The 23,573-nt window shown below is 63.7% G+C and carries 26 protein-coding genes; 9 read left to right on the top strand and 17 right to left on the bottom strand.

Annotated elements, in window-relative coordinates:
- The first annotated feature begins 41 nt into the window (after positions 1-41).
- From Q8Q53_RS02995 to Q8Q53_RS02980, 4 genes are all read left to right on the top strand, one after another.
- Positions 42-482 carry a hypothetical protein gene (locus tag Q8Q53_RS02995; RefSeq protein WP_305700269.1) on the top strand — a complete coding sequence of 147 codons (441 nt, stop codon included), beginning with the start codon at positions 42-44 and terminating at the stop codon, positions 480-482.
- Between the two features lie 158 nt (positions 483-640).
- On the top strand, positions 641-2,038 hold the full coding sequence (locus Q8Q53_RS02990) for an aldehyde dehydrogenase (RefSeq protein WP_305700268.1): 1,398 nt from the start codon (positions 641-643) through the stop codon (positions 2,036-2,038).
- A 16-nt stretch (positions 2,039-2,054) separates the two neighbouring features.
- Positions 2,055-2,597 (top strand): DUF3237 domain-containing protein, encoded by a 543-nt coding sequence (locus Q8Q53_RS02985; RefSeq protein WP_305700267.1) that lies wholly within the window; start codon positions 2,055-2,057, stop codon positions 2,595-2,597.
- 284 nt (positions 2,598-2,881) lie between these two features.
- The gene (locus tag Q8Q53_RS02980) at positions 2,882-3,328 is read left to right on the top strand and encodes a hypothetical protein (protein ID WP_305700266.1); all 447 of its coding nucleotides are present in this window, start codon (positions 2,882-2,884) and stop codon (positions 3,326-3,328) included.
- Between the two features lie 113 nt (positions 3,329-3,441).
- Here the strand turns inward: Q8Q53_RS02980 and Q8Q53_RS02975 are convergent, their stop codons facing one another.
- The 9 genes from Q8Q53_RS02975 to Q8Q53_RS02935 form a co-directional block, all read right to left on the bottom strand.
- Positions 3,442-4,614: an NAD(P)/FAD-dependent oxidoreductase gene (locus Q8Q53_RS02975; protein ID WP_305700265.1), complete on the bottom strand. Its 1,173-nt coding sequence runs from the start codon at positions 4,612-4,614 to the stop codon at positions 3,442-3,444.
- Positions 4,611-6,233: an NAD(P)/FAD-dependent oxidoreductase gene (locus Q8Q53_RS02970; RefSeq protein ID WP_305700264.1), complete on the bottom strand. Its 1,623-nt coding sequence runs from the start codon at positions 6,231-6,233 to the stop codon at positions 4,611-4,613. Before Q8Q53_RS02970 ends, Q8Q53_RS02975 begins: the two co-directional genes overlap by 4 nt.
- Positions 6,234-6,273: 40 nt before the next feature.
- Positions 6,274-7,128, bottom strand: a complete 855-nt coding sequence (locus tag Q8Q53_RS02965; protein ID WP_305700263.1) for a rhodanese-related sulfurtransferase — start codon at positions 7,126-7,128, stop codon at positions 6,274-6,276.
- Between the two features lie 45 nt (positions 7,129-7,173).
- Entirely contained in the window at positions 7,174-8,391 is a 1,218-nt protein-coding gene (locus Q8Q53_RS02960; protein WP_305700262.1) for an MFS transporter, read from the bottom strand.
- Positions 8,392-8,395: 4 nt separating this feature from the next.
- Positions 8,396-8,767, bottom strand: coding sequence for a limonene-1,2-epoxide hydrolase family protein (locus tag Q8Q53_RS02955; protein ID WP_305700261.1), 372 nt, complete (start codon positions 8,765-8,767; stop codon positions 8,396-8,398).
- Positions 8,768-8,769: 2 nt separating this feature from the next.
- Entirely contained in the window at positions 8,770-9,942 is a 1,173-nt protein-coding gene (locus tag Q8Q53_RS02950) for a trans-acting enoyl reductase family protein (RefSeq protein ID WP_305700260.1), read from the bottom strand.
- A 287-nt stretch (positions 9,943-10,229) separates the two neighbouring features.
- Positions 10,230-11,402, bottom strand: coding sequence for an acyl-CoA dehydrogenase family protein (locus tag Q8Q53_RS02945; protein ID WP_305700259.1), 1,173 nt, complete (start codon positions 11,400-11,402; stop codon positions 10,230-10,232).
- A gap of 15 nt (positions 11,403-11,417) precedes the next feature.
- Entirely contained in the window at positions 11,418-11,972 is a 555-nt protein-coding gene (gene dcd, locus Q8Q53_RS02940; RefSeq protein WP_305700258.1) for a dCTP deaminase, read from the bottom strand.
- Positions 11,973-12,052: 80 nt separating this feature from the next.
- The gene (locus Q8Q53_RS02935; RefSeq protein WP_305700257.1) at positions 12,053-13,051 is read right to left on the bottom strand and encodes an NAD-dependent epimerase/dehydratase family protein; all 999 of its coding nucleotides are present in this window, start codon (positions 13,049-13,051) and stop codon (positions 12,053-12,055) included.
- A gap of 89 nt (positions 13,052-13,140) precedes the next feature.
- Between Q8Q53_RS02935 and wecB the strand changes: the two genes are divergently transcribed.
- The 3 genes from wecB to Q8Q53_RS02920 are packed head-to-tail and all read left to right on the top strand — an operon-like array spanning position 13,141 to position 16,249.
- Positions 13,141-14,295, top strand: a complete 1,155-nt coding sequence (wecB, locus tag Q8Q53_RS02930) for a non-hydrolyzing UDP-N-acetylglucosamine 2-epimerase (protein ID WP_305700256.1) — start codon at positions 13,141-13,143, stop codon at positions 14,293-14,295.
- On the top strand, positions 14,273-15,577 hold the full coding sequence (gene wecC / locus Q8Q53_RS02925) for a UDP-N-acetyl-D-mannosamine dehydrogenase (RefSeq protein ID WP_305700255.1): 1,305 nt from the start codon (positions 14,273-14,275) through the stop codon (positions 15,575-15,577). Before wecB ends, wecC begins: the two co-directional genes overlap by 23 nt.
- 45 nt (positions 15,578-15,622) lie before the next feature.
- Positions 15,623-16,249 carry a hypothetical protein gene (locus tag Q8Q53_RS02920; protein WP_305700254.1) on the top strand — a complete coding sequence of 209 codons (627 nt, stop codon included), beginning with the start codon at positions 15,623-15,625 and terminating at the stop codon, positions 16,247-16,249.
- A 13-nt stretch (positions 16,250-16,262) separates the two neighbouring features.
- On the opposite strand, the gene Q8Q53_RS02915 is transcribed toward Q8Q53_RS02920, so the two are convergent.
- Complete coding sequence (locus Q8Q53_RS02915) at positions 16,263-16,664, bottom strand: GFA family protein (protein WP_305700253.1); 402 nt, start codon at positions 16,662-16,664, stop codon at positions 16,263-16,265.
- A 146-nt stretch (positions 16,665-16,810) separates the two neighbouring features.
- Between Q8Q53_RS02915 and Q8Q53_RS02910 the strand changes: the two genes are divergently transcribed.
- Together Q8Q53_RS02910 and Q8Q53_RS02905 are read left to right on the top strand one after the other, a co-directional pair.
- Entirely contained in the window at positions 16,811-17,122 is a 312-nt protein-coding gene (locus Q8Q53_RS02910; RefSeq protein ID WP_305700252.1) for an REDY-like protein HapK, read from the top strand.
- A 5-nt stretch (positions 17,123-17,127) separates the two neighbouring features.
- Positions 17,128-17,463, top strand: coding sequence for a hypothetical protein (locus tag Q8Q53_RS02905; protein ID WP_305700251.1), 336 nt, complete (start codon positions 17,128-17,130; stop codon positions 17,461-17,463).
- A gap of 10 nt (positions 17,464-17,473) precedes the next feature.
- Here Q8Q53_RS02905 and Q8Q53_RS02900 read toward each other — a convergent pair whose 3' ends face one another.
- From Q8Q53_RS02900 to Q8Q53_RS02870, 7 genes are all read right to left on the bottom strand, one after another.
- Entirely contained in the window at positions 17,474-17,761 is a 288-nt protein-coding gene (locus Q8Q53_RS02900; protein ID WP_305700250.1) for a DUF1330 domain-containing protein, read from the bottom strand.
- A 137-nt stretch (positions 17,762-17,898) separates the two neighbouring features.
- Positions 17,899-18,168: a hypothetical protein gene (locus tag Q8Q53_RS02895; protein WP_305700249.1), complete on the bottom strand. Its 270-nt coding sequence runs from the start codon at positions 18,166-18,168 to the stop codon at positions 17,899-17,901.
- Positions 18,169-18,185: 17 nt separating this feature from the next.
- A complete protein-coding gene (locus Q8Q53_RS02890) occupies positions 18,186-18,776 on the bottom strand; it encodes a BglII/BstYI family type II restriction endonuclease (protein ID WP_305700248.1) in 591 nt (196 codons plus the stop codon).
- Between the two features lie 3 nt (positions 18,777-18,779).
- Positions 18,780-19,433 (bottom strand): MT-A70 family methyltransferase, encoded by a 654-nt coding sequence (locus Q8Q53_RS02885; protein ID WP_305700247.1) that lies wholly within the window; start codon positions 19,431-19,433, stop codon positions 18,780-18,782.
- Between the two features lie 71 nt (positions 19,434-19,504).
- Entirely contained in the window at positions 19,505-20,566 is a 1,062-nt protein-coding gene (locus tag Q8Q53_RS02880) for a ribonucleotide-diphosphate reductase subunit beta (protein WP_305700246.1), read from the bottom strand.
- Between the two features lie 107 nt (positions 20,567-20,673).
- A complete protein-coding gene (locus Q8Q53_RS02875) occupies positions 20,674-21,066 on the bottom strand; it encodes a PepSY-associated TM helix domain-containing protein (RefSeq protein WP_305700245.1) in 393 nt (130 codons plus the stop codon).
- A gap of 129 nt (positions 21,067-21,195) precedes the next feature.
- Complete coding sequence (locus tag Q8Q53_RS02870) at positions 21,196-23,232, bottom strand: ribonucleoside-diphosphate reductase subunit alpha (RefSeq protein ID WP_371136513.1); 2,037 nt, start codon at positions 23,230-23,232, stop codon at positions 21,196-21,198.
- Positions 23,233-23,573 lie beyond the last annotated feature (341 nt).

Here is a 23,573-nt window from a genome sequence, read left to right as displayed (position 1 = left end):
TGGAATATTCGTCGCGGTGGTTGGATTGGAACTTTCTTGAAATGCTTCAACTGAGCCATGATGAAATTCGAAATCGCGTTTACGATCGAGCTGCTTGGGTGCTGCAGCAATCTTGGGAAGAAGGCTGGCGACATTCGCGATTATTGGATGAGCCCTTGATTCCGAATCACATTATCTTGGCGGGTCATTCTGTCGCGGGTGCAGAGTATCGTGAGCATGTGGTGCCGTTGGCACTAATTCGCGACCATTGCGAAAAAATGTTCGCTTGTGGTGCTGAGTTGAGGGCCGTGTCGATGTTGCTGAGGCGGCACCTGAGGGTCGTCATGATTTCCAAGGCTGAGCGCTACAGGATCGACTTCGAACTTGGCTTGAAAGTTCGCATGCCAGATGGCTGGAGCTTCGAAGATGACGGCGCTGACCCGTTTGCAAGATTGAAGGCGGCTGGGGTCGAGTGGGAGGCCATCCGACACGAGTGCCTCTAAGGTTGAGGGATTATTGCGATTCCCGCCGCTGCTGAGTCTCGTGTCTGACGAACTCCTTATCCAGCGCATTGGGGCGCGGTCGAGAGGTTCTAGCAAATACCACACTTGCCGACAGCAGCCCTCATTGTTATGCCTCATAACAACAAGGGAGAGCTGTCATGGAATTTTCGCGCCTCAACCCGCTGACCGGTGAAGTTGCCTCGTCCGCTCCGGCGATGAAGGCCGCTGATATTCCTGCCATCGCCGCCCGCGCCGCCGCTGCATTTCCGGCCTGGGCCGCGCAAGGGCCAAATGCCCGCCGCGCGGTGCTGATGAAGGCGGCTGCCGCGCTTGAGGCGCGGGCCGATGCCTTTGTCGCGGCGATGATGGGGGAAATCGGCGCGACCAAGGGGTGGGCGTTGTTCAACCTGGGTCTGGCCGCCGGGATGGTGCGCGAAGCCGCCGCGCTGACCACGCAGATCACCGGCGAAGTGATACCCTCCGACAAGCCGGGCTGTCTGGCCATGGCGCTGAAAGAGCCGGTCGGCGTGATTCTGGGGATTGCGCCGTGGAACGCGCCGATCATCCTGGGCGTGCGCGCCATCGCGGTGCCGCTGGCCTGCGGCAACAGCGTGATCCTGAAAGCCAGCGAATCCTGCCCGCGCACCCATGAACTGATCATCGAGGCCTTTGCCGAGGCGGGCTTCCCCGAAGGCGTGGTCAACGTCGTCACCAACGCGCCGGAAGATGCTGCCGAAGTGGTCGGCGCGCTGATCGATGCGCCGCAGGTGAAGCGGATCAACTTTACCGGCAGCACCGGGGTTGGCCGGATCATTGCGAAGCGCGCGGCTGAACACCTCAAGCCGTGCCTGCTGGAACTGGGCGGCAAGGCCCCGCTGATCGTGCTTGAAGACGCCGATCTGGACGAAGCGGTGAAGGCCGCCGCGTTTGGCGCGTTCATGAATCAGGGCCAGATCTGCATGAGCACCGAGCGGATCATCGTGGTCGAAGCCGTGGCGGATGAATTCGCCAAGCGTTTCGCCGCCAAGGCCGCCAGCATGGCCACCGGCGATCCGCGCGAAGGCACGACCCCGCTGGGCGCGGTGGTCGATCAGAAAACCGTCACTCACGTCAACGCGCTGATCGCGGACGCCGCGGCCAAGGGCGCGCAGGTCATCGCGGGCGGCCCGGCCGACAGCGTGCTGATGCCCGCCACCGTGGTCGATGGCGTGACGGCGGCGATGAACCTCTACCGCGATGAAAGCTTCGGCCCGGTCGTCGCCATGATCCGCGCGCGCGATGCGGCCCACGCGGTCGAACTGGCGAACGACACCCAGTATGGCCTCTCCGCCGCCGTGTTCACGCGCGACATTGCCAAGGGGCTGACCATCGCCAAGCAGATCCAGTCCGGCATTTGCCACGTCAACGGTCCGACCGTGCATGACGAGGCCCAGATGCCGTTCGGCGGGGTTGGCGCATCAGGCTATGGCCGGTTCGGCGGCAAGCAGGGGATCGACAGCTTCACCGAAACCCGGTGGATCACGGTCGAAACCCAGCCCGGCCACTTCCCGATCTGAGCGAAAGGCGCCGCCCATGAAACACCTGCTCACCGCCGCCGCTCTGGCCCTCGCCACCCTTGCCGGGGCAGCGCAGGCAGAAGCGCCGCAAGGGGCGGCGGCACCCGCCCCGACGCTGACTTATGTCTTCTCAATCCGCGCCGATCTCGACCCTCCGATCGAAGTTGGCACGGTCGACGGCGGACGGCGGCGCTTCATCGGCATTCGCGGCGGCGAAGTCTATGGCCCGCGCCTGCAAGGCACGGTCATGGCGGGCGGCGGCGATTGGCAGACGATCATGCCCGAAGGCCTGACCAAGGTGGAGGCGCGCTATTTCCTGAAAGCCGCCGATGGCACCGTGATCGAAGTCACCAACCCCGGTGTGCGCGTTGCCTCGGTCGAAGTGGTGGAGAAGCTGGCGCGTGGCGAGGTGGTCGACCCCTCGCTCTACTATTTCCGCACCACGCCCAACTTCAAGGTTAACGGCGGCGCGCTCGACTGGATGCAGCGCCACGCCTTCGTCGCGCGCGGCATTCGCAAGCCGGATTCGGTGGTGATCGATTATTACGTGGTGAATTGAGGGGAATCCTCTCCTGCACCCGTCACCCCGGACTTGATCCGGGGTCCCGCTGCACCTGTCAGCGCAGCGCCGGACCAAGGAAGCTGGACCCCGGATCAAGTCCGGGGTGACGAAGATTTCGTCGAATCGTCCGGCGCATCAAGGCGAGCCAGCGCCGTGAAGACTGTCCGACATAGGCGCGTGGGTAATTCCAGATGGCCCGCTTTTTCCATCTCTGCCTTCAAAGCGGCCTTTCCGGACACGACTCCATTGCAGTCATTGACGCTGTCATCCAAAAAACGGAAATGACCGACGAAAATACATCCGACCGTTACTTGGCTCCCGGCACGATAGTAAGCCTAAGAAATCCAACCGATGGTGAGCACGAACATGGTGTGGTCGTCCACTGTTGGGGTGACGATGAGATCGACGCCTTTGACTGCTACGTTGCGTTCTTTGGTGCTGAGATGCCTATCCGCAAACCGCGCGAGAAACCCTATGTCCTTCGCTACGCGGCGAGTTCGCTGCGGGTCATGGAACCTTCACCGCATGCCCTGATGCTGCGCGATACCGTGGTAGAAATGAAGGAACATCTTGACGGGCTAACTTGTGAGACGGACTTCGACCGAGGCTATGCAATGGCTTACGACTTCGCGACGAAAACGCTCAAGCAGCAATGCGATACTTTTGGTCTGCGCGAAGATTTGGGTTGGATGGAGCCTGATTTGGCAAAGTGGCTGCGCGATGTCTAACGTCCGCAATCCCCGACATTGCTGTCATTCAGGCAACATTTGGCACATCCCGACAGCTGACATTCGTCGAGCGTGGTAGTTGTCTACGCGAACGGAGAGGGGGCGTGCGCGGGCTAAACCGCCTGCCCCGCCGCCCAGCCGCTGGCCCAGGCCCACTGGAAGTTGTAGCCGCCCAGCCAGCCGGTGACGTCCACGGCCTCGCCAATGGCGTAGAGCCCCGGCACTTTGCTAGCCATCATCGTGCGCGATGAGAGGTCGGCGGTGGAGATGCCGCCTGCGGTGACTTCCGCCTTGGCGAAGCCTTCGGTGCCGTTGGGCGTGAATTGCCAGTCGGCCAGTTTTGCTTCAAACCCGCGCAGCGCCTTGTCGGTCAGGCCCGCCAGTTCGCCGCCGATCCCGGCGCGGTCCAGCAGGGCGGCTTTCAGCCGGTCGGGCAGGGGCAGGGCGTTGTGCAGCGCCAGCTTGGGGCGGGTGCGCTTGACCTCGGTCAGCCAGCCTTGCGCGGCGTCGGGCAGGAAGTTCACGCCGATGGCGGTGCGGTGCTGCCAGTAGGACGAGATTTGCAGCATCGCCGGGCCGCTCAGCCCCCGGTGCGTGAACAGCGCGGCTTCGCGGAAGCGGACCTTGTTCCAGCGCACCACGACTTCTGCGGACACGCCAGAGAGTTCGCGGAACAGCGCCTCGTCCGCGCCCAGCGTGAACGGCACCAGCGCGGGGCGCGGCTGGACGACGGACAGACCGAACTGGCGCGCGAGTTCATAGGCAAACCCGGTTGCGCCGAGTTTTGGGATGGCCGGGCCGCCGGTCGCCAGCACCAGCGCGGGGGCGGTATAGTCCCGCCCGCCCGCGCTCACCCGGAACTGCCCGTCGGCGTGCGTTACGGCGCTGACCGACTGGCCCAGCGCAATCGTCACCCCGCCCGCGCGGCATTCCTCGACCAGCAGGGCCACGATCTGGCGCGCGGAGCCATCGCAGAACAGCTGGCCCAGCGTCTTTTCGTGCCAGGCAATGCCGTGGCGTTCGACCAGTTCCAGAAAATCCTGCGGGGTGTAGCGGCCCAGCGCGGACTTGGCGAAGTGCGGGTTGGCCGAGAGGTAACGCTCCGGCGCGGTGCCCAGATTGGTGAAATTGCAGCGCCCGCCGCCGGAAATCAGGATCTTCTTGCCCGGCTCGTCAGCGTGATCGAGCAGCAGCACCCGCTTGCCGCGCTGGCCTGCGGTCGCCGCCGCCATCATCCCGGCCGCGCCCGCGCCCAGCACGATTGCATCGAATTGGGGGGCGCTCATTGCGCCATGATGCTCTGCGCGACCGCTTCGCCCACCTTGATGCCGTCAATCGCGGCGGAAAGGATGCCGCCCGCATAGCCCGCGCCTTCGCCCGCCGGGAACAGCCGCGCGACGTTAAGGCTTTGGAAATCCTTGCCGCGCGTGATGCGGATGGGGGATGACGTGCGGGTTTCGACGCCGGTCATCACCACGTCTGGGTGGTCATAGCGGGCGATCTGGCGGCCGAAGATCGGCAGCGCCTCACGCATCGCTTCCACCGCGAAATCGGGCAGGCAGGCGGCCAGATCGGTGGGCGTCACGCCGGGCTTGTAGCTGGGGGTGACGCTGCCGAGCGCGGTCGAGGGGCGACCGGCGAGGAAATCTTCCACCCGCTGGCCCGGCGCGAAATAGTTGCCGCCGCCCGCCTGATAGGCCAGCGATTCCCATTTGCGCTGAAACGCGATCCCCGCCAGCGGCCCGTCCGGGTAATCGCGCGCCGGGTCGATCCCCACGACGAAGCCCGAATTGGCGTTGAATTCGGCGCGGGAATACTGGCTCATCCCGTTGGTGACGACGCGGCCTTCCTCGCTCGTCGCGGCGACCACGCGCCCGCCGGGGCACATGCAAAAGCTGTAAACGGTGCGCTCGTTCAAACAGTGATGGACCAGACTGTAAGCCGCCGCGCCCAGCACCGGATGCCCGGCGCATTTGCCGAACCGGGCCTCGTCCACCCAGCTTTGCGGGTGTTCGATCCGCACGCCGATCGAGAACGGCTTGGCCTCGATATGCACGCCGCGCGCGTGGAGCATTTCGAACGTGGAGCGCGCCGAATGGCCGACTGCCATCACGACATGATCGGTTTCCAGAAAGCTGCCATCGGCCAGTTGCAGCCCGCGCAACTGCTGGCGGCCATCGGGCAGCCGGTCCAGTACCAGATCGTCGACGCGGGTTTCCCAGCGGTATTCACCGCCCAGTTCCTCGATGGTGGCGCGCATGCTTTCCACCATCGTCACCAGCCGGAACGTGCCGATGTGCGGGTGCGCTTCGTACAGGATGTCGTCCGGCGCGCCCGCCTTGACGAATTCCTCCAGCACCTTGCGGCCCAGAAAGCGCGGGTCCTTGACCCGGCAATAGAGCTTGCCGTCGGAAAACGTGCCCGCGCCGCCTTCGCCGAACTGGACGTTGGATTCGGGGTTCAGTTCCGACCGCCGCCACAGCCCCCAGGTATCTTTTGTGCGCTGGCGCACGACCTTGCCGCGGTCGACGATGATCGGGCGGAACCCCATCTGCGCCAGCACCAGCCCCGCGAACAGCCCGCACGGCCCCGCGCCGATTACCACCGGGCGCTGGCCCGACCAGCCTTCGGGCGCATGGACCGGCGGGTGCCAGACCATGTCCGGGGTTGGGCGCACGTCCTTGTCATTGGGGAAACGGGCCAGCACGGCGGCTTCGTCGGCCAGATCGAGGTCGAAGGTATAGACCAGCAGGATCGCGCTCTTGCGGCGGGCGTCGTTGCCGCGCTTGAACATGGTATAGCCGCGCAGGTCATTGCCCTCGATGCCCAGCCGCGCGCAGATCGCGGGCGCAATCGCTTCGGGGGGATGGTCGAGCGGCAGGGACAGTCCGGACAGGCGCAGCATCCGCGCCCCTTACCGGGAAACCACCTTTGCGCCAACTGGCCTAATCGGCGCAGGCCGGGCAGCTTTCGCCGGGGACGTAGAGCGCCGAGGCCTGATCTTCGGCGCTGACCGGCTGGTTGCAGGCGTGGCACAGCGCATAGCTGCCGGGGGCAAGGCCGTGGCCGACCGTGACGCGTTCATCGAACACGAAGCATTCGCCCTGCCACAGGCTGTCCTCAGCCGGCATGGTTTCGAGGTATTTGAGGATGCCGCCAGCCAGGTGGAACACGCTGTCGATGCCTTCCGCTTTCAGGAACGCGGTCGATTTTTCGCAGCGGATGCCGCCGGTGCAGAACATCGCGACCTTGGGGGGCGTGCCGCTGCCCAGCAGGAGTTCGCGGTTGGCGCGGAACCAGTCCGGAAATTCGCGGAAACTGCGCGTGCCGGGATCAATGGCGTTGGTGAAAGTCCCGGCGGCGACTTCATAGGCGTTGCGGGTGTCGATCACGATGGTGCCGGGATCGGCAATCAGCGCGTTCCAGTCGTGCGGGGCAACATACGTGCCGACGCTGGCGAGCGGGTCGATTCCGTCCACCCCCAGCGTCACGATTTCCCGCTTCAGCCGGACTTTCATTCGCTGGAACGGCATCGCGGGGGCGGCGGAGAACTTGACCTCCAGCGCGGCGCAGCCCGGCAGCGCGCGGATGTGGTCGAGCACGGCGGCGAGGCCGGTTTCGGTCCCGGCGATGGTGCCGTTGATCCCTTCGCCTGCCAGCAACAACGTCCCTTTGATGCCCGCCGCCTCGCACACCGCCAGCAGGGGCGCGCGCAGGTCCGCCGGACCCGCAAAGGGGGTGAACTGGTACAGCGCGGCGACGCGGACGGGATCAGGCGCGGAAGGGTCAGTCTGGGACATGCGCGCGCTATTGCGCCGGTCGGGCCTCTCGCGCAAGGGCCGCCGTCAGGCCGGTTCCTCCCGCGCGGGGAGGCGCACCGGCAGGATCAGCAGGGCACCGATCAGCAGCGCACCGGCACCGATCGCCTGCCAGATCGCGTAACTGCCGGTCGCATCGTGCAGCAGGCCGACGCCGATGATGCCCACCGCGTTGCCGATCCAGCCGATCCCGACCAGCGCGCCATAGACCGTGCCGTACTTCGAAACCTCGAACCGGCGGCTGACGAAATAGGCGAAAATGTCGAGTTCCGCGCCTTGTTGCAGCCCGATCATCGCGGCCGCGAACAGCGCCGCCGGGGCAAAGCCCGTGGTCAACAGCAGGACGATGAAGCCCGTGCCCGGAACCAGCGTCAGCAGGAAGGCGACCCGGCGCGGATCGAACCGGTCGAGCAGCCAGCCGCCGCCAAGCCGTCCGGCAAACTGCCCGGCGGCATAGACCGACAGCGCCAGTGCGGCGGTGCCCGCGCCGATCCCTTCTTCCTGGATCATTGGCGACATCTGGCTGACCGCTCCGGCAGTCGCCATCGACATCACGACATTGGACATGGTCATGAACCAGAAATCGCGCACCTTCATGAACGACCAGTCGGGCGGCGGGGACTTGCCCCCGATGCCGCTGCCGCTGCGCCCGGAATTGCGCGGCAGCAGCAGCGCGACCGACGGGATGCCGATACAGACCGAAATCGCGGCCAGCGCGATGAACCCGCCGCGCCAGCTATAGGCGTCCAGCACTTGTTGCAGGATCGGCGGCATGAACATCGTGGTGATCGCCGCGCCGATCGCAACCAGCCCCAGCGCCTTGCCGCGGTGGATCCGGAAATGCGCGCTGATCGGCCGGGTAATCGCGACGGCAGTGCTGCCGACGCTGAAGAACCCGATCAGCGCGATTGCGATGGCCATGTGCCAGATGCTGCTGCCCAGCAACGACGTCATCACCTGAATGGTGGCGACGATCAGCGTGCAGGTGAAATAGACCGGGCGAAAGCCATAGATGTCGGTCATCCGCCCGATCACTGGCGATCCCAGTGCGGCGGTGATGATCAGCGCCTGGACGATGCCCAGTTGCCCGCGCGAAACGTTCAGTTCATCGGCCAGCGGCAACAGGAACAGGCTGAACGTGAAGAACAGCAGCGCGACGCCGGTGGCGGACGCCATCGCGCAGCCCAGCACGATCCGCCAGCCTTCGCGCCACTCGCCGGTGAAGGCGGGGATCATTCGGGCCATCCGCTCAACCGGTCAAAGCGCGGGTATACGTGGCCATATCAAAGTAATCGCGCCACACCGCGATCTTGCCGTCGCGCAATTCGAACACGCCGCAGCACGGCAGGTCGACCTGCTTGCCGTTCGCGACAGTGCGGTCGATCCGTTCCGCGATCACCACATCCCCGGCGGCGGCCAGGTTCAGCACTTCCCATTCGGTGCTGCTCCACCCGCCCGCGAATGCACCGATGAACTGGCGCAGCGCGGCATGGCCCTGCACCGGTTCGATCGGCATGTTGTGATAGATCCCGTCCTCGGTGAAATAGCCGACCAGCTCCTCCACATCGAGGCGTGACCACGCGGCGATGAATGCGCGCACCACGGCGGTGTTGTCAGTCATGGTCAGTCCTCCAGCGTAAAGGTGATCTCGGCATGATCGCGCAGGCGCTGGACCAGTGCCTCACCCAGCAGCGCGCCGGGGGTGGCAATGCCGCCTTCGGCGGTGCAGGCCAGCAGCGCGATTCCGGTTTCCGCGATCATCCGGCTGGTCGAGCCATAGCCCGGATCATACCGACCTTTCACGCCGTACCGGATCGTGCGGCCATCGGGGTATTCGCCCAGGAACAGCACGTCATAATGGCCGGTGTCGCGCTCTTCCTTGGTCGGGCCTTCGCCGGGCTTGGGATCGTTCGGGTTGCCGATCATCGGGGTGGCGGCGACGTGCTTGGCAATCGCCTCGCCTTGATCACCAGGGCCGGTCAACAGCATTTCGTCATAGACGAAGTCCGCGCCGTACGGATGTCCCAGCAGGAAGTTGGTGCGGTGGACGTTCTTGGTGTTGATCACGGCCATGATGAACGGTGCGCACCAGCTGCCCACGGCTTCGTCAAATTCCGGCGCATCGCCCCGCGGCTGGGCGGGGCCTTCGAAGCCGGGGGTCAGGCCGAACGGGCTGACCATGTAGGGAACCAGGCTGGGGTCCTTGCCCAGCGCGGCCAGCGTCGCGGTCAGGCTGGCGGCGGTGCCGCCGGAAAAGCCGCCCTGCATCGCCCGCACCCGGCCTTTGACGCGCGGGGCCGGGGCACCGAACCGCGCCTTGGCCTCCTGTTGCAGCATCAACACGCCCAGATCGAACGGGATCGAATCGAACCCGGATGAGAACGCGATGCGCGCGCCCGATGCCTTGGCGGCGTCGTGATACTTGTCGGCCATCTGGCGCATCCACACCGGCTCACCGCAGAGGTCGGCATAGTCCGTCCCCGCCGCCACACAGGCCGCCAGCAGCGGCTCGCCGTAAAGCTGGTAGGGGCCAACGGTGGTGACGACCACGCGGGTCTGTTCAACCAGCGCCTTCATGCTGGCCGGATCATCCGAATCGGCGACGATCAGCGGAGTGTCGGCCGGCGCGCCGATCAGGTCACGCACTTCGGCCAGCTTGGCCGCGCTGCGCCCGGCCATCGCCCATTTCGGGCCGTTCCCTTGGTAGTGATGGGCCAAATACTCGGCCACCAGACGCCCGGTATAGCCGGTTGCGCCATAGACCACGATATCGAACGGACGGTCCGCCTTGTTCATTGCAAATGCTCTCCACTGTCCCGAATCCGCAGGTCCGGGTTGGCCGCAGAACGCCACAGATCGGTGGCGATGTCGAACTGATTATGGGTGACGCTACGGCAGCCTTTGGTCCGGGGTGCTGCGCTCCACTCTGGTCGCAATCACTTCGTCACGGTAAAGTCTAAACCGTCATGCTGAACTTGTTTCAGCATCCATTTCTCGGCCCGCACTGTCCGTGCAGGAGGAGAGATGGATGCTGAAACAAGTTCAGGGTGACGAGTGCTTGAGTCTGGGAACGAACCTGTGCCTCAGAACTTGTACTGGCGGCTGGCGAGGTCGAACATGATTTCCTCGCTGCCCCCGCCAATCGCCATCACGCGGACTTCGCGGTAGATCCGCTCGATCCGGCTGCCCCGGACAAAGCTGGCCCCGCCCAGAATCTGGCAGGCTTCGCGCGCGCAGAATTCCATGGTCTGGGTCGCCTGCACTTTCAGCAGCGCGAAATCGCCGGGGAAGGCCTTGTCGTTGAGCACGGACCACGCGCACTGATCGATCCACGCCTGCGTCGCGCTGATCCGGCGGACCATGTCGGCCAGCTTGTGGCGGATCACCTGGTTGCGGATCAGCGGCTGGCCGAATGTCTCGCGGTGCCGCGCCCAGTCCAGCGCGTCTTCGAAACAGATGCGGGCAAAGGCGTTGGCCTGCTGGCTCATCCCCAGCCGCTCACCGTTGAAATTGCGCATGATCCCGGCGAACCCGCCGTTTTCCGGGCCGATCAGGTTGTCGGCGGGCACTTCGACATCGTCGAAGTGGATCGTTGCGGTGTCGCTGGAATGCCAGCCCATCTTGGCCAGCGCGGTGCGCGATACGCCGGGGCGGTCGGTTTCCACCAGCAGCAGCGAAATGCCGCCAATGCCGGGGCCGCCGGTGCGCACCGCCAGCGTGATGTAATCGGCCCGCACGCCCGATGTGATCAGCGTCTTCGCGCCGTTGACGATGTAGGCCGCGCCTTTGCGCTCCGCGCGCGTTTTCAGGTTGGCAACGTCCGATCCGCCGCCGGGTTCGGTGATCCCCAGCGCGATGATCTTTTCGCCCGCCAGCACGTCCGGCGCGATTCGGCGCTGCAACTCCGCGCTGCCCATCGCCAGGATTGGTGGCAGTCCGATACCGTGAGTCATCAGCGAAGCGCAGATCCCGCCTGCGCCGGGCCGGGCCAGTTCCTCGGTCTGGACGAGGCTGTGGAACAGGTCGAACGCGGTGCCGGTGCCGCCGAATTCCTCCGGATAATTCAGCCCCAGCACGCCCGCCGCCGCAGCTTTTTTGTGCAGCTCGCGCGGCAATTGCCCGGCGGCTTCCCATTCATCGACGTGCGGGGTGATCTCGCGCGTCACGAAGGCGCGGACCGTGTCGCACACCGCCTCGTGGCTGTCGTCATAGTAGGGGGAGCGGGCGCGCCACTGGTCGAACATCGGGGCGGTCATCGGCGCGGCTCCTGATCAAAGGCGGGGCAGGGTGACCCCGCGCTGGCGCATATACTTGCCCGAACGGTCGCCATAGCTGACTTCGCACGGCTCGTTCCCTTGCAGGAACAGGAACTGGCACGCGCCCTCGTTGGCATAGATTTTCGCGGGCAGGGGCGTGGTGTTGGAAAATTCCAGCGTCACGTGGCCCTCCCATTCCGGCTCCAGCGGGGTGACGTTCACGATGATCCCGCAGCGGGCATAAGTGCTCTTGCCCAGGCAGATCACCAGCACGTCGCGCGGGATGCGGAAATATTCCACCGTGCGGGCCAGCGCAAAGCTGTTGGGCGGGATGATGCAGCAGTCCGTCTTCATGTCGACGAAGCTGTTGTCGGAAAAGTTCTTGGGATCGACCACCGCCGAATGGACGTTGGTGAACACCTTGAATTCGTCCGCGACGCGCGCGTCGTAGCCATAGGATGACAGGCCATAGCTGATGCAGCCATCGGCCTGTTGCCGCTCAACGAACGGTTCGATCATGCCCGAATGGCGGGCTTCGTTGCGGATCCAACGGTCACTGAGAATCGACATGAGCGTGTGATGCCGCCGCGCGCGCGCTTCGACAAGACGGGTCAGCAACCTTTTCCCCCTCCCGCTTGCGGAAAGGGAGCTCAGACCTTGTGATACTCCCGGTACCACCGCACGAATTCGGGCACGCCCGTTTCGATGCTGGTCGTCGGTGCATAGCCCAGATCGCCGCTGATCGCGCTGATATCGGCATAAGTCTTGTGGACGTCGCCGGGCTGCATCGGCAGGAATTCGATCTCGGCCTTCTTTCGGCAGGCATCTTCCAGCAGGCCGACCACTTTCATCAGGTGTTCGCTGCGGCTGTTGCCGATGTTGTAAAGCCGGTGCGGCTTGACGCTGCCCCCGGCCTTTTCAAGCCCGTCGTCGGGCGGCGGGTTATCGAGGCAGGCGACGACCCCGGCGATGATATCGTCGATATAGGTGAAGTCGCGGTACATATCGCCGTGGTTGAACACCGGGATCGGCTGGCCGGTCAGGATGCGGTTGGTGAAGTTCCACAACATCATGTCCGGACGGCCCCACGGCCCATAGACGGTGAAGAACCGCAGCCCGGTTTGCGGCAGGCGGAACAGGTGGGCATAGGTTTCGCTCATCAATTCGTCGGCGCGCTTGGTCGCGGCATAGAGCGAGACGGGGTGATCGACCCGGTCCTCCACTGCGAACGGCAGCTTGGTGTTGCCGCCATAGACCGAGGATGAGCTGGCATAGACCAGATGTTCCACTTCGCGGTGCCGGGCCAGTTCCATCAGGTTGACGTGACCGACCAGATTGGACTGCACGTAAGCGTGCGGATTCTCGATCGAATAGCGCACCCCGGCCTGCGCCCCCAGATGCACGATCCGGTCAATCTGCGCGCCATCAACGGCGGCGTTCAGCGCCGCCAGGTCTGAAAAATCGAGCGCGTGGAAGGTGAAGCGGTTGCCCCCCGCGGCGGTCAGCGCCGCCACCCGGTCACGCTTCAGCGACACCTGATAATAGTCGTTGAGGTTATCGACCCCGATCACGATATCGCCGCGCGCCAGCAGCCGCTGGATCAGGTGATAGCCGATGAACCCGGCCGCGCCGGTAACCAGAACATGCATTGCCTTGCTTTCCCTCACGGCTTGACGGACCGCCATTAGCTGTGCCGTCTTATGTCATGGTTAACTCTCAGGCGTTAGGGCGATTTCCCATGACCCAACCGCACAAGATTCTGCCCCACAAGATCCTGGTCGTGTTCGGCACCCGCCCCGAAGCGATCAAGCTGTTCCCCGTCATCGCCGCGCTTACGGCCGATCCGCGCTTTACCCCGGTGGTCTGCGTTTCGGCGCAGCATCGGGGCATGCTCGATCAGGTGCTGGAGATTGCCGGGATCGTGCCCGACCACGATCTGGACCTGATGAAACCCGACCAGACGCTGGACGGCCTGACCGCCGCCTTGCTGACCGGCCTCGGCGGGGTGATGGATGCGGTGCAGCCCGCCCGCGTGATCGTGCAGGGCGATACCGCCACCGCCATGGCGGGCGCGCTCGCCGCGTATTACCGCAAGCTGCCGGTTGATCATGTCGAAGCCGGGCTGCGGTCCGGCAACATCTATCAGCCCTGGCCGGAAGAAGTGAACCGCAAGATCATCGGCACGATGGCCAGCCTGCACTTCGCGCCGACCGAAACCGCCGCCAATGCGCTGAAGCGTGAAGCCGTCGATCCCGCCCGCGTCCACGTGACCGGCAACACCGTGATCGATGCGCTGCACTGGGTGACAGCGCGGATCGCTGCTGATCCGTCGCTGGCGAGCGGCCTTGGCGAGCTGGAAACGCGGTTTGCGGGCAAGCGGATCATCGGCGTGACCAGCCACCGGCGCGAAAACTTCGGTGGCGGGCTGGAGGCGATTGCCGAGGCGGTGCGCCAGATTGCCGCGCGGCCCGATGTGGCGATCATCTTTCCGGTTCACCCCAACCCCAACGTCCGCAAGGTGATGGACCACGCGCTGGCCGGGCTGGACAACGTCGCGCTGATCGAACCGCTGGACTATCCGCACTTCGCCCGCCTGCTCTCGCTCGCGGAAATCATGCTGACCGACAGCGGCGGCGTGCAGGAAGAAGCGCCCGCGCTGGGCAAGCCGGTGCTGGTGATGCGCGAAACCACCGAACGTCCCGAAGGGGTGGAGGCGGGCACCGCCAAACTGGTGGGCACTGAAACCGCTCGTATCGTTACCGAAATTTTCACCTTGCTCGACGATAAGGCCGTCTACGAAGCCATGGCGCGCGCTCACAACCCGTTCGGGGATGGGCACTCCGCGCGCCGTATCGTGGAGCTGCTCGCGCATGAAATCGGATCTGAAGCCTGACGTCTGTGTTGTAGGCCTGGGCTATATCGGCCTGCCCACCGCCGCCATTGTCGCCCGCGCCGGGTGCAAGGTCCGCGGGATCGACGTGTCGCAGCACGTGGTCGACACGATCAACCGGGGCGAGATCCATATCGAGGAAGTGGACCTCGACGGGCTGGTGCAGGGCGTGGTCGCGCGCGGAATGCTTTCCGCGTCGACTGAAATCGCCACTGCCGATGTGTTCATCATCGCCGTGCCGACCCCGTTCGATGCCAACCACGCGCCCGACATTTCCTATGTCCTCGCCGCCGGTGAGGCCGTTGCGAAGGTGCTGAAGGCCGGGGACACGGTGATCCTCGAATCGACGTCGCCCGTGGGCACGACCGAACAGTTGCGCGATCTGATCGCCGCGCGCCGCCCGGACCTGAAGTGCCCCGGCCTGACGGCGGAAACGCCCGACGTCTCGATCGCCTATTGTCCGGAACGCGTGCTGCCGGGCAAGATCCTGGAGGAACTGACCAACAACGATCGCTCGATCGGCGGGATCACCCCGCGCTGTGCGCGCAAGGCGCTGGCGTTCTACAAGCGGTTCGTGCGCGGGACCTGCATCACCACCGATGCCCGCAGCGCGGAAATGACCAAGCTGGTCGAAAACGCCTATCGCGACGTCAACATCGCCTTCGCCAACGAGCTGTCGATGGTGGCGGACACGATGGGGCTGGACGTGTGGGAAGTCATCCGCCTCGCCAACCGCCACCCGCGCGTCAACATCCTGACCCCCGGTCCGGGCGTGGGCGGGCACTGCATCGCGGTCGATCCGTGGTTCATCGTCCACGGCGCGCCCGAGCAGACCCCGCTGATCCGCACCGCGCGCGGCGTCAACGACGGCAAGATCCACCACGTGATCGCCCAGGCCGAAGCCTTGATCGAAGCCAATCCGCAGGCCCGCGTCGCGTGTCTGGGGCTGGCGTTCAAGGCCAATATCGATGACTTCCGCGAAAGCCCGGCGCGGCTGGTGGCGGTTACGCTGGCGCGCAAGTTCGGTGACCGGGTTGCGGTGGTCGAACCCTATGCCGCCGAACTGCCGAAGGAATTCGCCGGAACCACCGCGCAGCTGATCGACATCGACACTGCGCTGGAAACGTCGGACATCCTGATCGTGCTGGTCGATCACGACGCGTTCAAGGCCGTGCCGCTGGCCGAGCGCGCGCACAAGCTGGTCTATGACACGCGCGGCATCTGGCTGGATCAGCCCAGGCCCGCGCAGCACACCGCTGCCGAGCCGCTCAAGCTGGTTGGCTGAAGCAGCGGGATTGCGCCGCAACCGGGGGGCTGTCATGGTCCGGCCATGAAGCCCGCCCGCCTGCTGTTCGCCCTTTGCCCCGCCGCCGTCCTGACGGCCTGCGCCACGACGCCGCCCGCGCCTGCGCCGCAGGATGCGTTCTGGCAGGCGCTGTCGAGCCACTGCGGCAAGGCGTTTGCCGGGCGGATGGTCACCGACGAAACGCCCGATGCCGATATGCGCGGCGCAGCCATGACGATGCACGTGCGCGAATGCTCCGCCAGCCGGATCGCGGTGCCTTTCCATGTCCAGCGCGCCGATGGCAGCTGGGATCGCAGCCGGACCTGGCTGATCACGCGCACCCCGTCTGGTCTGCGCCTGAAGCACGATCACCGCCATGAAGACGGCAAGCCCGATGCGATGACGCTCTATGGCGGGGATACCGCCGCGCCCGGCAGCGCCGCTGTGCAGGAATTCCCGGTCGATGCGGAAAGCGTGGCGCTGTTCCGGGCCGAAGGGCGGACCGTGTCCGTCACCAACGTCTGGCGGGTGGAAGTCACGCCAGCCGGTTCAGCGCAGGCCCGCTTTGCCTATCAACTGCTGCGCCAGCCGCCCAACGCGCGCAATTTCCGGGTGGAATTTGACCTGACCCGCCCGATCCCCGCGCCGCCTGCGCCGTGGGGGCATGACTGAGGCGGGGGGCGCTTCAACCCTCAGGGAAACGGTCAAACCGCGCGAGCGTATCGAGCTGGTCAATCCACGGCAGCCGGTCGGCCAGCTGGATTTGCGCCTGCGGCGTTTCCTGCGCCGCTGTATCGAGCGTGGCGGACTGGATTTCGGTAATCCCCGGCAGTATTTCGGCATTGGTATAGAACAAGCCGGTGCCGCACGCCGGGCAGAACTGCCGCCGGGCGCCGTTCTTGCCCGCATACGTGGTCGGCGCGCCCTGCGTCACGCGGACCTGATCCGCGTCAAAGGCGATCCACCCCACCATCGGTGCCCCGGCCGAGGCGCGGCAATCGGCGCAGTGGCACACCGCGTGATGGTGCGGCTCACCCGTTGCTTCATACCGCACGCCGCCGCACTGGCATCCACCGGATCGTGTCATGATTATCCTCCCGCGTTTGATTCGTGGCTGAAACATACCATGAACATTGCCCGCTTACAAAGCGCCTGACAAAGCAATTGCCAGCGCAGCGCAACCCCGGCACATTCGGCCACGGGCGCGCGCCCTGTTGTAATGGGAATGCCTTGATGGGAGCGATCATCCTGAAATACCGCCTGAAGCCCGGCGTCACGCGTGCGGACTTCGAACACTGGGTCAAAACCGTGGACCAGCCCGCGATGCGCGGCCTGACCCGGGTGCAGGCGTTCAATACTTACCGCGTCACCGGGCTGCTGATGGGCGAGGGATCGCCATCCGCCGACTATGTCGAAGTGTTCGAGGTTGACGATATCGCCGGGTTCACCGGGGAGGACATGGCGGGTGAGGTGGTGCAGACGATCATGGGCCAGTTCATGGGCTTTGCCGACGCGCCCGAATTCCTCCTCGCGGAAAGGATCTGACGGCCATGACTGCCCTGCGCCTGTTCCTGATCATCGGCTGGACCGTGCTGCTGGCCTATACCGCCTTCACCATCGGGAAAGAGGGTATCAACCTGTTCCCCGCATTCTTCGGGGCGATGGCATCGGGCAGCTGGCAGGGGCAGTTCAACCTCGATTTCATGCTGATGCTGATGCTGTCCGGGCTGTGGACCGGATGGCGCAATGGCTGGAGCGCAGCGGGCAGCGGATTGGCCGTGCTGGCCTTTTTCGGCGGGGCGGGGTTCCTGATGGTCTACCTGCTGATCCTGCTCCACCGCGAGCAGGGTGACCTCAGGCGCGTGCTGCTGGGCGTGCGCGCCTGAGGGCGGGCCCTTACAGACCCTGGGTGATGAACACCCGGTAATCGGCCCCCTGAAAGCGGTGCTTGCGCGCATCCTGATAGGCAGGCGAGTTGTACCACGCACGGGCGTCTTCCACGGTCGGAAACTCGATGATCACCGCGCCTGCCGCTTCCGGCCCCTCCAGCGTCTCGATCGCACCATAAAACGCCAACGGCTTGAGCGGATGCCCGGCCCCGGCCGCACGGGCCTTGCCGGCATACTCCGCCATCGCAGCGGCATCATGTTCGCGTTCCTTGGTGAAGACGATGTAGGCGGCCATGCGGGATTTCCTCTCGGTTGTTGGTTTCGGGCCAACATGACGCGGAGGAAGGGGTGGGCGCAAGGGGAAGTTGGGGTGGAGTGGGTCTCGGCTTATCGGCTTGCAGTCCGACCGAAAGTTCGGGATGGCGTGCCTGACTAGCGGTCGTCGGCAAGAATTTTATGAAATGCTGTTTGGATACTTTCCATGTCGCCTTCGATGTCTTCCACGTTCTCTTCTTGCATCATGGCACCCGCATTTCGAAGGATCGTATCGACATCGAGTTTGCGTCCATTCGCCAAATGCAACAGATCGCAGATGAGGTCGGTGATAGCATCTTGAGCCGTATCAACGCGCGTTTGCGACACGAAAACATTGAGTGCGTCCAACGCCAAGTTTGCACGGTCTGCGTTCGTGACTTCGATCATTCAGGGTTCCTCCGGGATCAATCCTCGACGTAAAGTTCGGGTTTGATGCCAAAAACTACAATCGGGCATCCTCCGCCGGATCCACCTCGTAAACGAGGAAGCAGCTTATTCATGTGTGTTGTTGACGCGCCATAGCTGCTGCCTTTTTGCAGGGCATTAAAAATGGCCTGTAGGCCAGAACAGCGGGTAATAATAACACCAACGTCAATGACTTGTAGATCAAACAGCAGGCGAAAATTGTTCAGATCCCTGTCGTAGAAGGGATCTTTATTGTTCCATTCCACTTCGAGCGCCACGCGTCCTTTAAAGCAATCGACGCTGTGAGTTGGCGAATCGCGCTGTTCCCCATCGATCAGGATGGCGGTTGCAAATTGCTTTTCCACCCACCCCGCATCCTTGAGGGGGCGTTCAAGCCGTTCAACGATTGCTGAGCGATTGCCGCCAGCAGCTAATATCTCACTACGCTGCAAGCGAAACGCTCGCAGCGCTGTCTGGATTTCGCTCCACTCGGTTGGGCAGGCTGTCGATAAAACGCCGACCGCATTGCGCCACTCATGGACTTCGTAGAGCGCAACAATGTCGGTGGGCACAAGGTGGTCGGTTACCATTCCTTATTCTGCCGCCACGGCCATCGCGCTGTTATAGCCATAAGTGGACCAGTCAGGCGCATAGCCTTCATCGGCTTGATTACCCCATACGGTCCAACCTTTACGCTTCCCGCGGCTAAAAAGTTCGATCCGTGGACCCCAGCTGCAATCCTCGATGATCTTGTACTGTTCATCAGGTTTGCGACTATGTTCCCGCTTGCGTGACTGAATCATATTAACTTGGCTGCGCCCTGGGTCGAGCGTCCGCGCGTTCTTGCCGCGAACGCCAAACAAAAGAATCTCCGTCACGTTACGAAAATAGAAGCCAACCCCGCGCCCGTCAGATCCACCATCTTTGCGGATTTTATGCCAGACGATGTTGGAAATGTAGCGAAATCCCCAATCTTCCATCACCTTAAGGCCCTCCGGCAACAAGGCGTTCGGAACCCATAGATAGAGATGGGCGGGATCGGCTGCGATATCGCCGACAGGCAGCGCGCAAATCTCATCCAACGTCATCGTGCCATACCGGTTCAGGCGCTTGTGCTCAGGCGCGACTTTTCCGGTGCGGTTCTGGAATTGCCAAGGCGGATCCGCCAAAATCGTGCCGAACTTCTTGCCTTTGGCTGCGGCAAGAAGATCGGCATGGGCTTCAGGAAGATCATCGGTTTGGAACATAACGAGATCTTCTTCTACAAGTCAGAGGTTGTCAAGGCACAGGCGGAAAACTTGCTCTGTTCTGGCGGCAACTACTCCGCCGCAACCCCGGTGCCGCCAAACATATCCGGCTCACTCCCATCCTCGCCCGCTTCGTTTGCGGGTTCGCTGGTGCGGGCTTTGCGGCGTTGGTCGAAGTTGGACCAGACGTCCTGCCAGTTGCCCTTGGTCGCGCCCTTGGAATATTCGGTCGCGCGGGTTTCGAAGAAGTTGGCGTGTTCGACGCCGTTGAGCAGCGGGGCGAGCCAGGGCAGCGGGTGATCCTCGATCATGTAGATCGCGGGCAGGCCCAGCTGGCTCAGCCGCCAGTCGGCGATGTAGCGGATGTAGCGCTTGATTTCCTTGGCGCTCATCCCCGGCACCGGGCCTTGTTCGAACGCCAGGTCGATGAACGCATCTTCCAGCCGCACGGTCTTCTGGCAGCAGTCGATGATGTCTTCCTTGACCGCCTTGGTCAGGCACTGGCGTTCCGCCACGAAGGTGTGGAACAGCTTGGTGATGCCTTCGCAGTGCAGGCTTTCATCGCGGACTGACCAGGTGACGATCTGGCCCATGCCCTTCATCTTGTTGAAGCGCGGGAAGTTCATCAGCATGGCGAAGCTGGCGAACAGTTGCAGCCCTTCGGTAAAGCCGCCGAACATCGCCAGCGTGCGGGCGATATCCTGATCGTTGTCGACGCCGAACTGCTGGAGGTAATCGTGCTTGGCGCGCATTTCCTCGTACTCAAGGAACATGCCGTATTCGCTTTCGGGCATGCCGATGGTGTCGAGCAGGTGCGAATAGGCAGCGATGTGGATCGTTTCCATGTTGGAGAACGCGGCCAGCATCATCTTCACTTCGGTCGGCTTGAACACGCGGCCATACTTTTCGTGGTAGCAATCCTGCACTTCCACGTCGGCCTGGGTGAAGAAGCGGAAGATCTGGGTGAGCAGGTTGCGCTCATGCTCTGAAATCTTCTGCGCCCAGTCGCGGCAGTCCTCGCCCAGCGGTACTTCTTCCGGCATCCAGTGGACCTGCTGCTGGCGCTTCCAGAAGTCATAGGCCCACGGATATTCGAACGGCTTGTAGGTCTTGCGGGCTTCGAGAAGGGACATGCGCTGGCTCCTGCGGCAGACGGATCAGGCCGGCACGGCGCCTGCGCACAGGGCGCAGGCAACCGGCGGGCGATTGTAGTTGAACCGGAGGGCATGGCCAGTGAAAATCACCGCCAGAACCAGCCGGGCTTAAGGTTGCGTTCCTTGCGGTTGCGCCACATCGAAATGTAGAGCCACAGCCCGGAAAAGCTGAAAAAGATCATCGAAAAGCCCGCCAGCGTGGCAATCACCACACCGACCGGCCCAAAACTTTCCCCCGAATGGAGGTGGTGCAGCGTGCCGATCCAGGCGCGCGGATCACCGTCCTTGAGCTTGGGCCGGCAAGAATAGTCCGGCGGGCAGACGAACGCGGGCTTGCCATCCGCCTGGGCTGCGGGCGCGGTCTGGGGCTGGGTCGCATCGAGATAGACCGGGACGACCTGGCTGAGCGCGCCGGTGATCGCGATCCAGAGCAGGACCACGCCGAACGCCACGGATAACCAGCGGTGCCATTTGCGCATTACATTGAACTCCTTACAGGGGGCAGAGGCTGCCACCCGAAGGCCAATGCATTGCACTTCGCAAGCCGCATTTGGTCATTAATTGTAACAAGTGTTACAAACATCACGGACGCTCCGGCCCGGCTGCCATCACTGGCAGGCCAGGCATTCCTCATAATCGGTCTGGGCGGCCAGTTCCATCACCGGTGCAGTGACGGTGTTGTCCGCCTCCACCCCGCCGGCGAACCCGGCGCGCTGGACTGACTTCGAACGCAGGTAATAGAGGCTCTTGATGCCCTTTTCCCACGCCTGGAAGTGCAGCTGCATCAGGTCCCACTTTTCCACGTCGGCGGGGATGTAGAGGTTCAGCGACTGCGCCTGATCGATATAGGGTGTGCGGTCTGCCGCGAATTCGAGCAGCCAGCGCTGGTCGATCTCGAAGCTGGTCTTGAACACGGCCTTTTCGTCAGGGCTGAGGAAATCGAGGTGCTGGACCGAACCGCCGTGTTCCAGAATCGTGTTCCAGACGTTGGTGGAATCCTTGGACTTCGATTGCAGCAGCTTTTCAAGGTACGGGTTCTTGACCACGAAGCTGCCCGACAGGGTCTTGTGGGTGTAGATGTTGGCCGGGATCGGTTCGATACAGGCGCTGGTGCCGCCGCAGATGATCGAAATCGACGCGGTCGGCGCGATGGCCATCTTGCAGGAAAAGCGCTGCATCACGCCCATGTCGGCGGCATCCGGGCAGGCCCCGCGTTCTTCCGCCAGCAGCATCGAGGCTTCGTCCGCGCGGGAGGCGATGTGGCGGAACATTTTCAGGTTCAGCGCCTTGGCCATTGCGGTTTCAAAGCCGATGTTCTTGAGCTGCAGGAACGAATGGAAGCCCATCACCCCCATGCCGACGCTGCGTTCGCGCATCGCCGAATACTTGGCGCGGGCCATTTCGTCCGGCGCGCGGTCGATATAGTCCTGCAGAACGTTGTCGAGGAAGCGCAGCACGTCTTCGATGAAGTGCTTGTCGCCGTTCCACTCATCCCAGGTTTCCAGGTTGAGCGAGGACAGGCAGCACACCGCGGTGCGGTCATTGCCCAGATGGTCGCGGCCCGTCGGCAGGGTGATCTCCGAGCAGAGGTTCGAGGTCGAAACCTTCAGCCCCAGATCGCGGTGATGCTTGGGCATCATGCGGTTCACCGTGTCGGAGAACACGATGTAGGGCTCACCCGTGGCGAGGCGGTTTTCGACCAGCTTCTGGAACAGCGCGCGGGCATCGACCGTGGCGCGGACGCTGCCGTCCTTGGGGCTGCGCAGCTTGAATTCGGCGCCGTCACGCACGGCTTCCATGAATTCGTCGGTCAGCAGCACGCCGTGGTGCAGGTTCAGCGCCTTGCGGTTGAAATCGCCCGACGGCTTGCGGATTTCAAGGAACTCCTCGATCTCCGGGTGCGAAACGTCCAGATAACACGCCGCCGAGCCGCGCCGCAGCGACCCTTGCGAAATCGCCAGCGTCAGGCTGTCCATCACGCGCACGAACGGGATGATCCCGCTGGTCTTGCCGTTCAGGCCAACCGGCTCGCCGATCCCGCGCACGTTGCCCCAATAGGTGCCGATCCCGCCGCCACGGCTGGCCAGCCAGACGTTTTCGTTCCAGGTGTTGACGATCCCTTCCAGGCTGTCATCGACCGAGTTGAGATAGCAGCTGATCGGCAGGCCCCGGCCCGTGCCGCCGTTCGACAGCACCGGCGTGGCCGGCATGAACCACAGCTTCGAGATGTAGTCGTAGATCCGCTGAGCGTGGTCCTGATCGTCCGAATAGGCATCGGCCACGCGGGCGAACAGGTCCTGATACTTCTCGCCGGGCAGCAGATAGCGGTCGTCCAGCGTGTCCTTGCCGAAATCGGTCAGCAGCGCATCGCGGGCGTCGTCGGTGACAATGGTGAAGCGGCGGGCGTTGATCGCCTTGGAATCCTCTTTCGGCGCAGCAGCGGCCTTGGCCACGGTGCTCATCGCCCCGGCCAGCGCATCTGCGCCCAGTTGTTCCACCAGATTGGGCTGTTCCACCAGAATTGCCGAACCCGCGTCGGTCTTGTCAGTCATGCTTACTGCCGGGCCAGTGCCCGCCTCCTTCATCTGTGCCGGGGCCAGGTCGTCCGTCGTCGTGTCCGCGATTGCTGTTTCGACTTCGGCCATCGTCGGCTCTGCTCCGTTCCTGAAATCCACCTGACGCCCCCAATATTCTCAAATGCCTCACGCGGACGCAATGTTCCGCATACGTTCGATTCGGCGGGCAAGCGTGCATCCTACCAGACAGCAGGATGGGAACGAGCGAAACTTATCCCCATTCCATCCCCAACCCGACGCCCGCAAGGGGTTGCCACAACCTGGAATCGCGCTTGGCCGCGCGTCTGGCGCGGAATGCGTTGAATCTAGGTCTAGAGGTTCCCCCGCATGTCGAACCACTATCCATAGTGCCCGAACCGGAGTCGGGCGCAAGTGGGTAAATGTCCCGTTAACAATCCGGGACCCTGTCA

It is taken from the genome of Novosphingobium sp. (assembly GCF_030699305.1).
Taxonomy (GTDB): domain Bacteria; phylum Pseudomonadota; class Alphaproteobacteria; order Sphingomonadales; family Sphingomonadaceae; genus Novosphingobium.
This window is presented reverse-complemented; position numbering and strand designations above follow the sequence as displayed.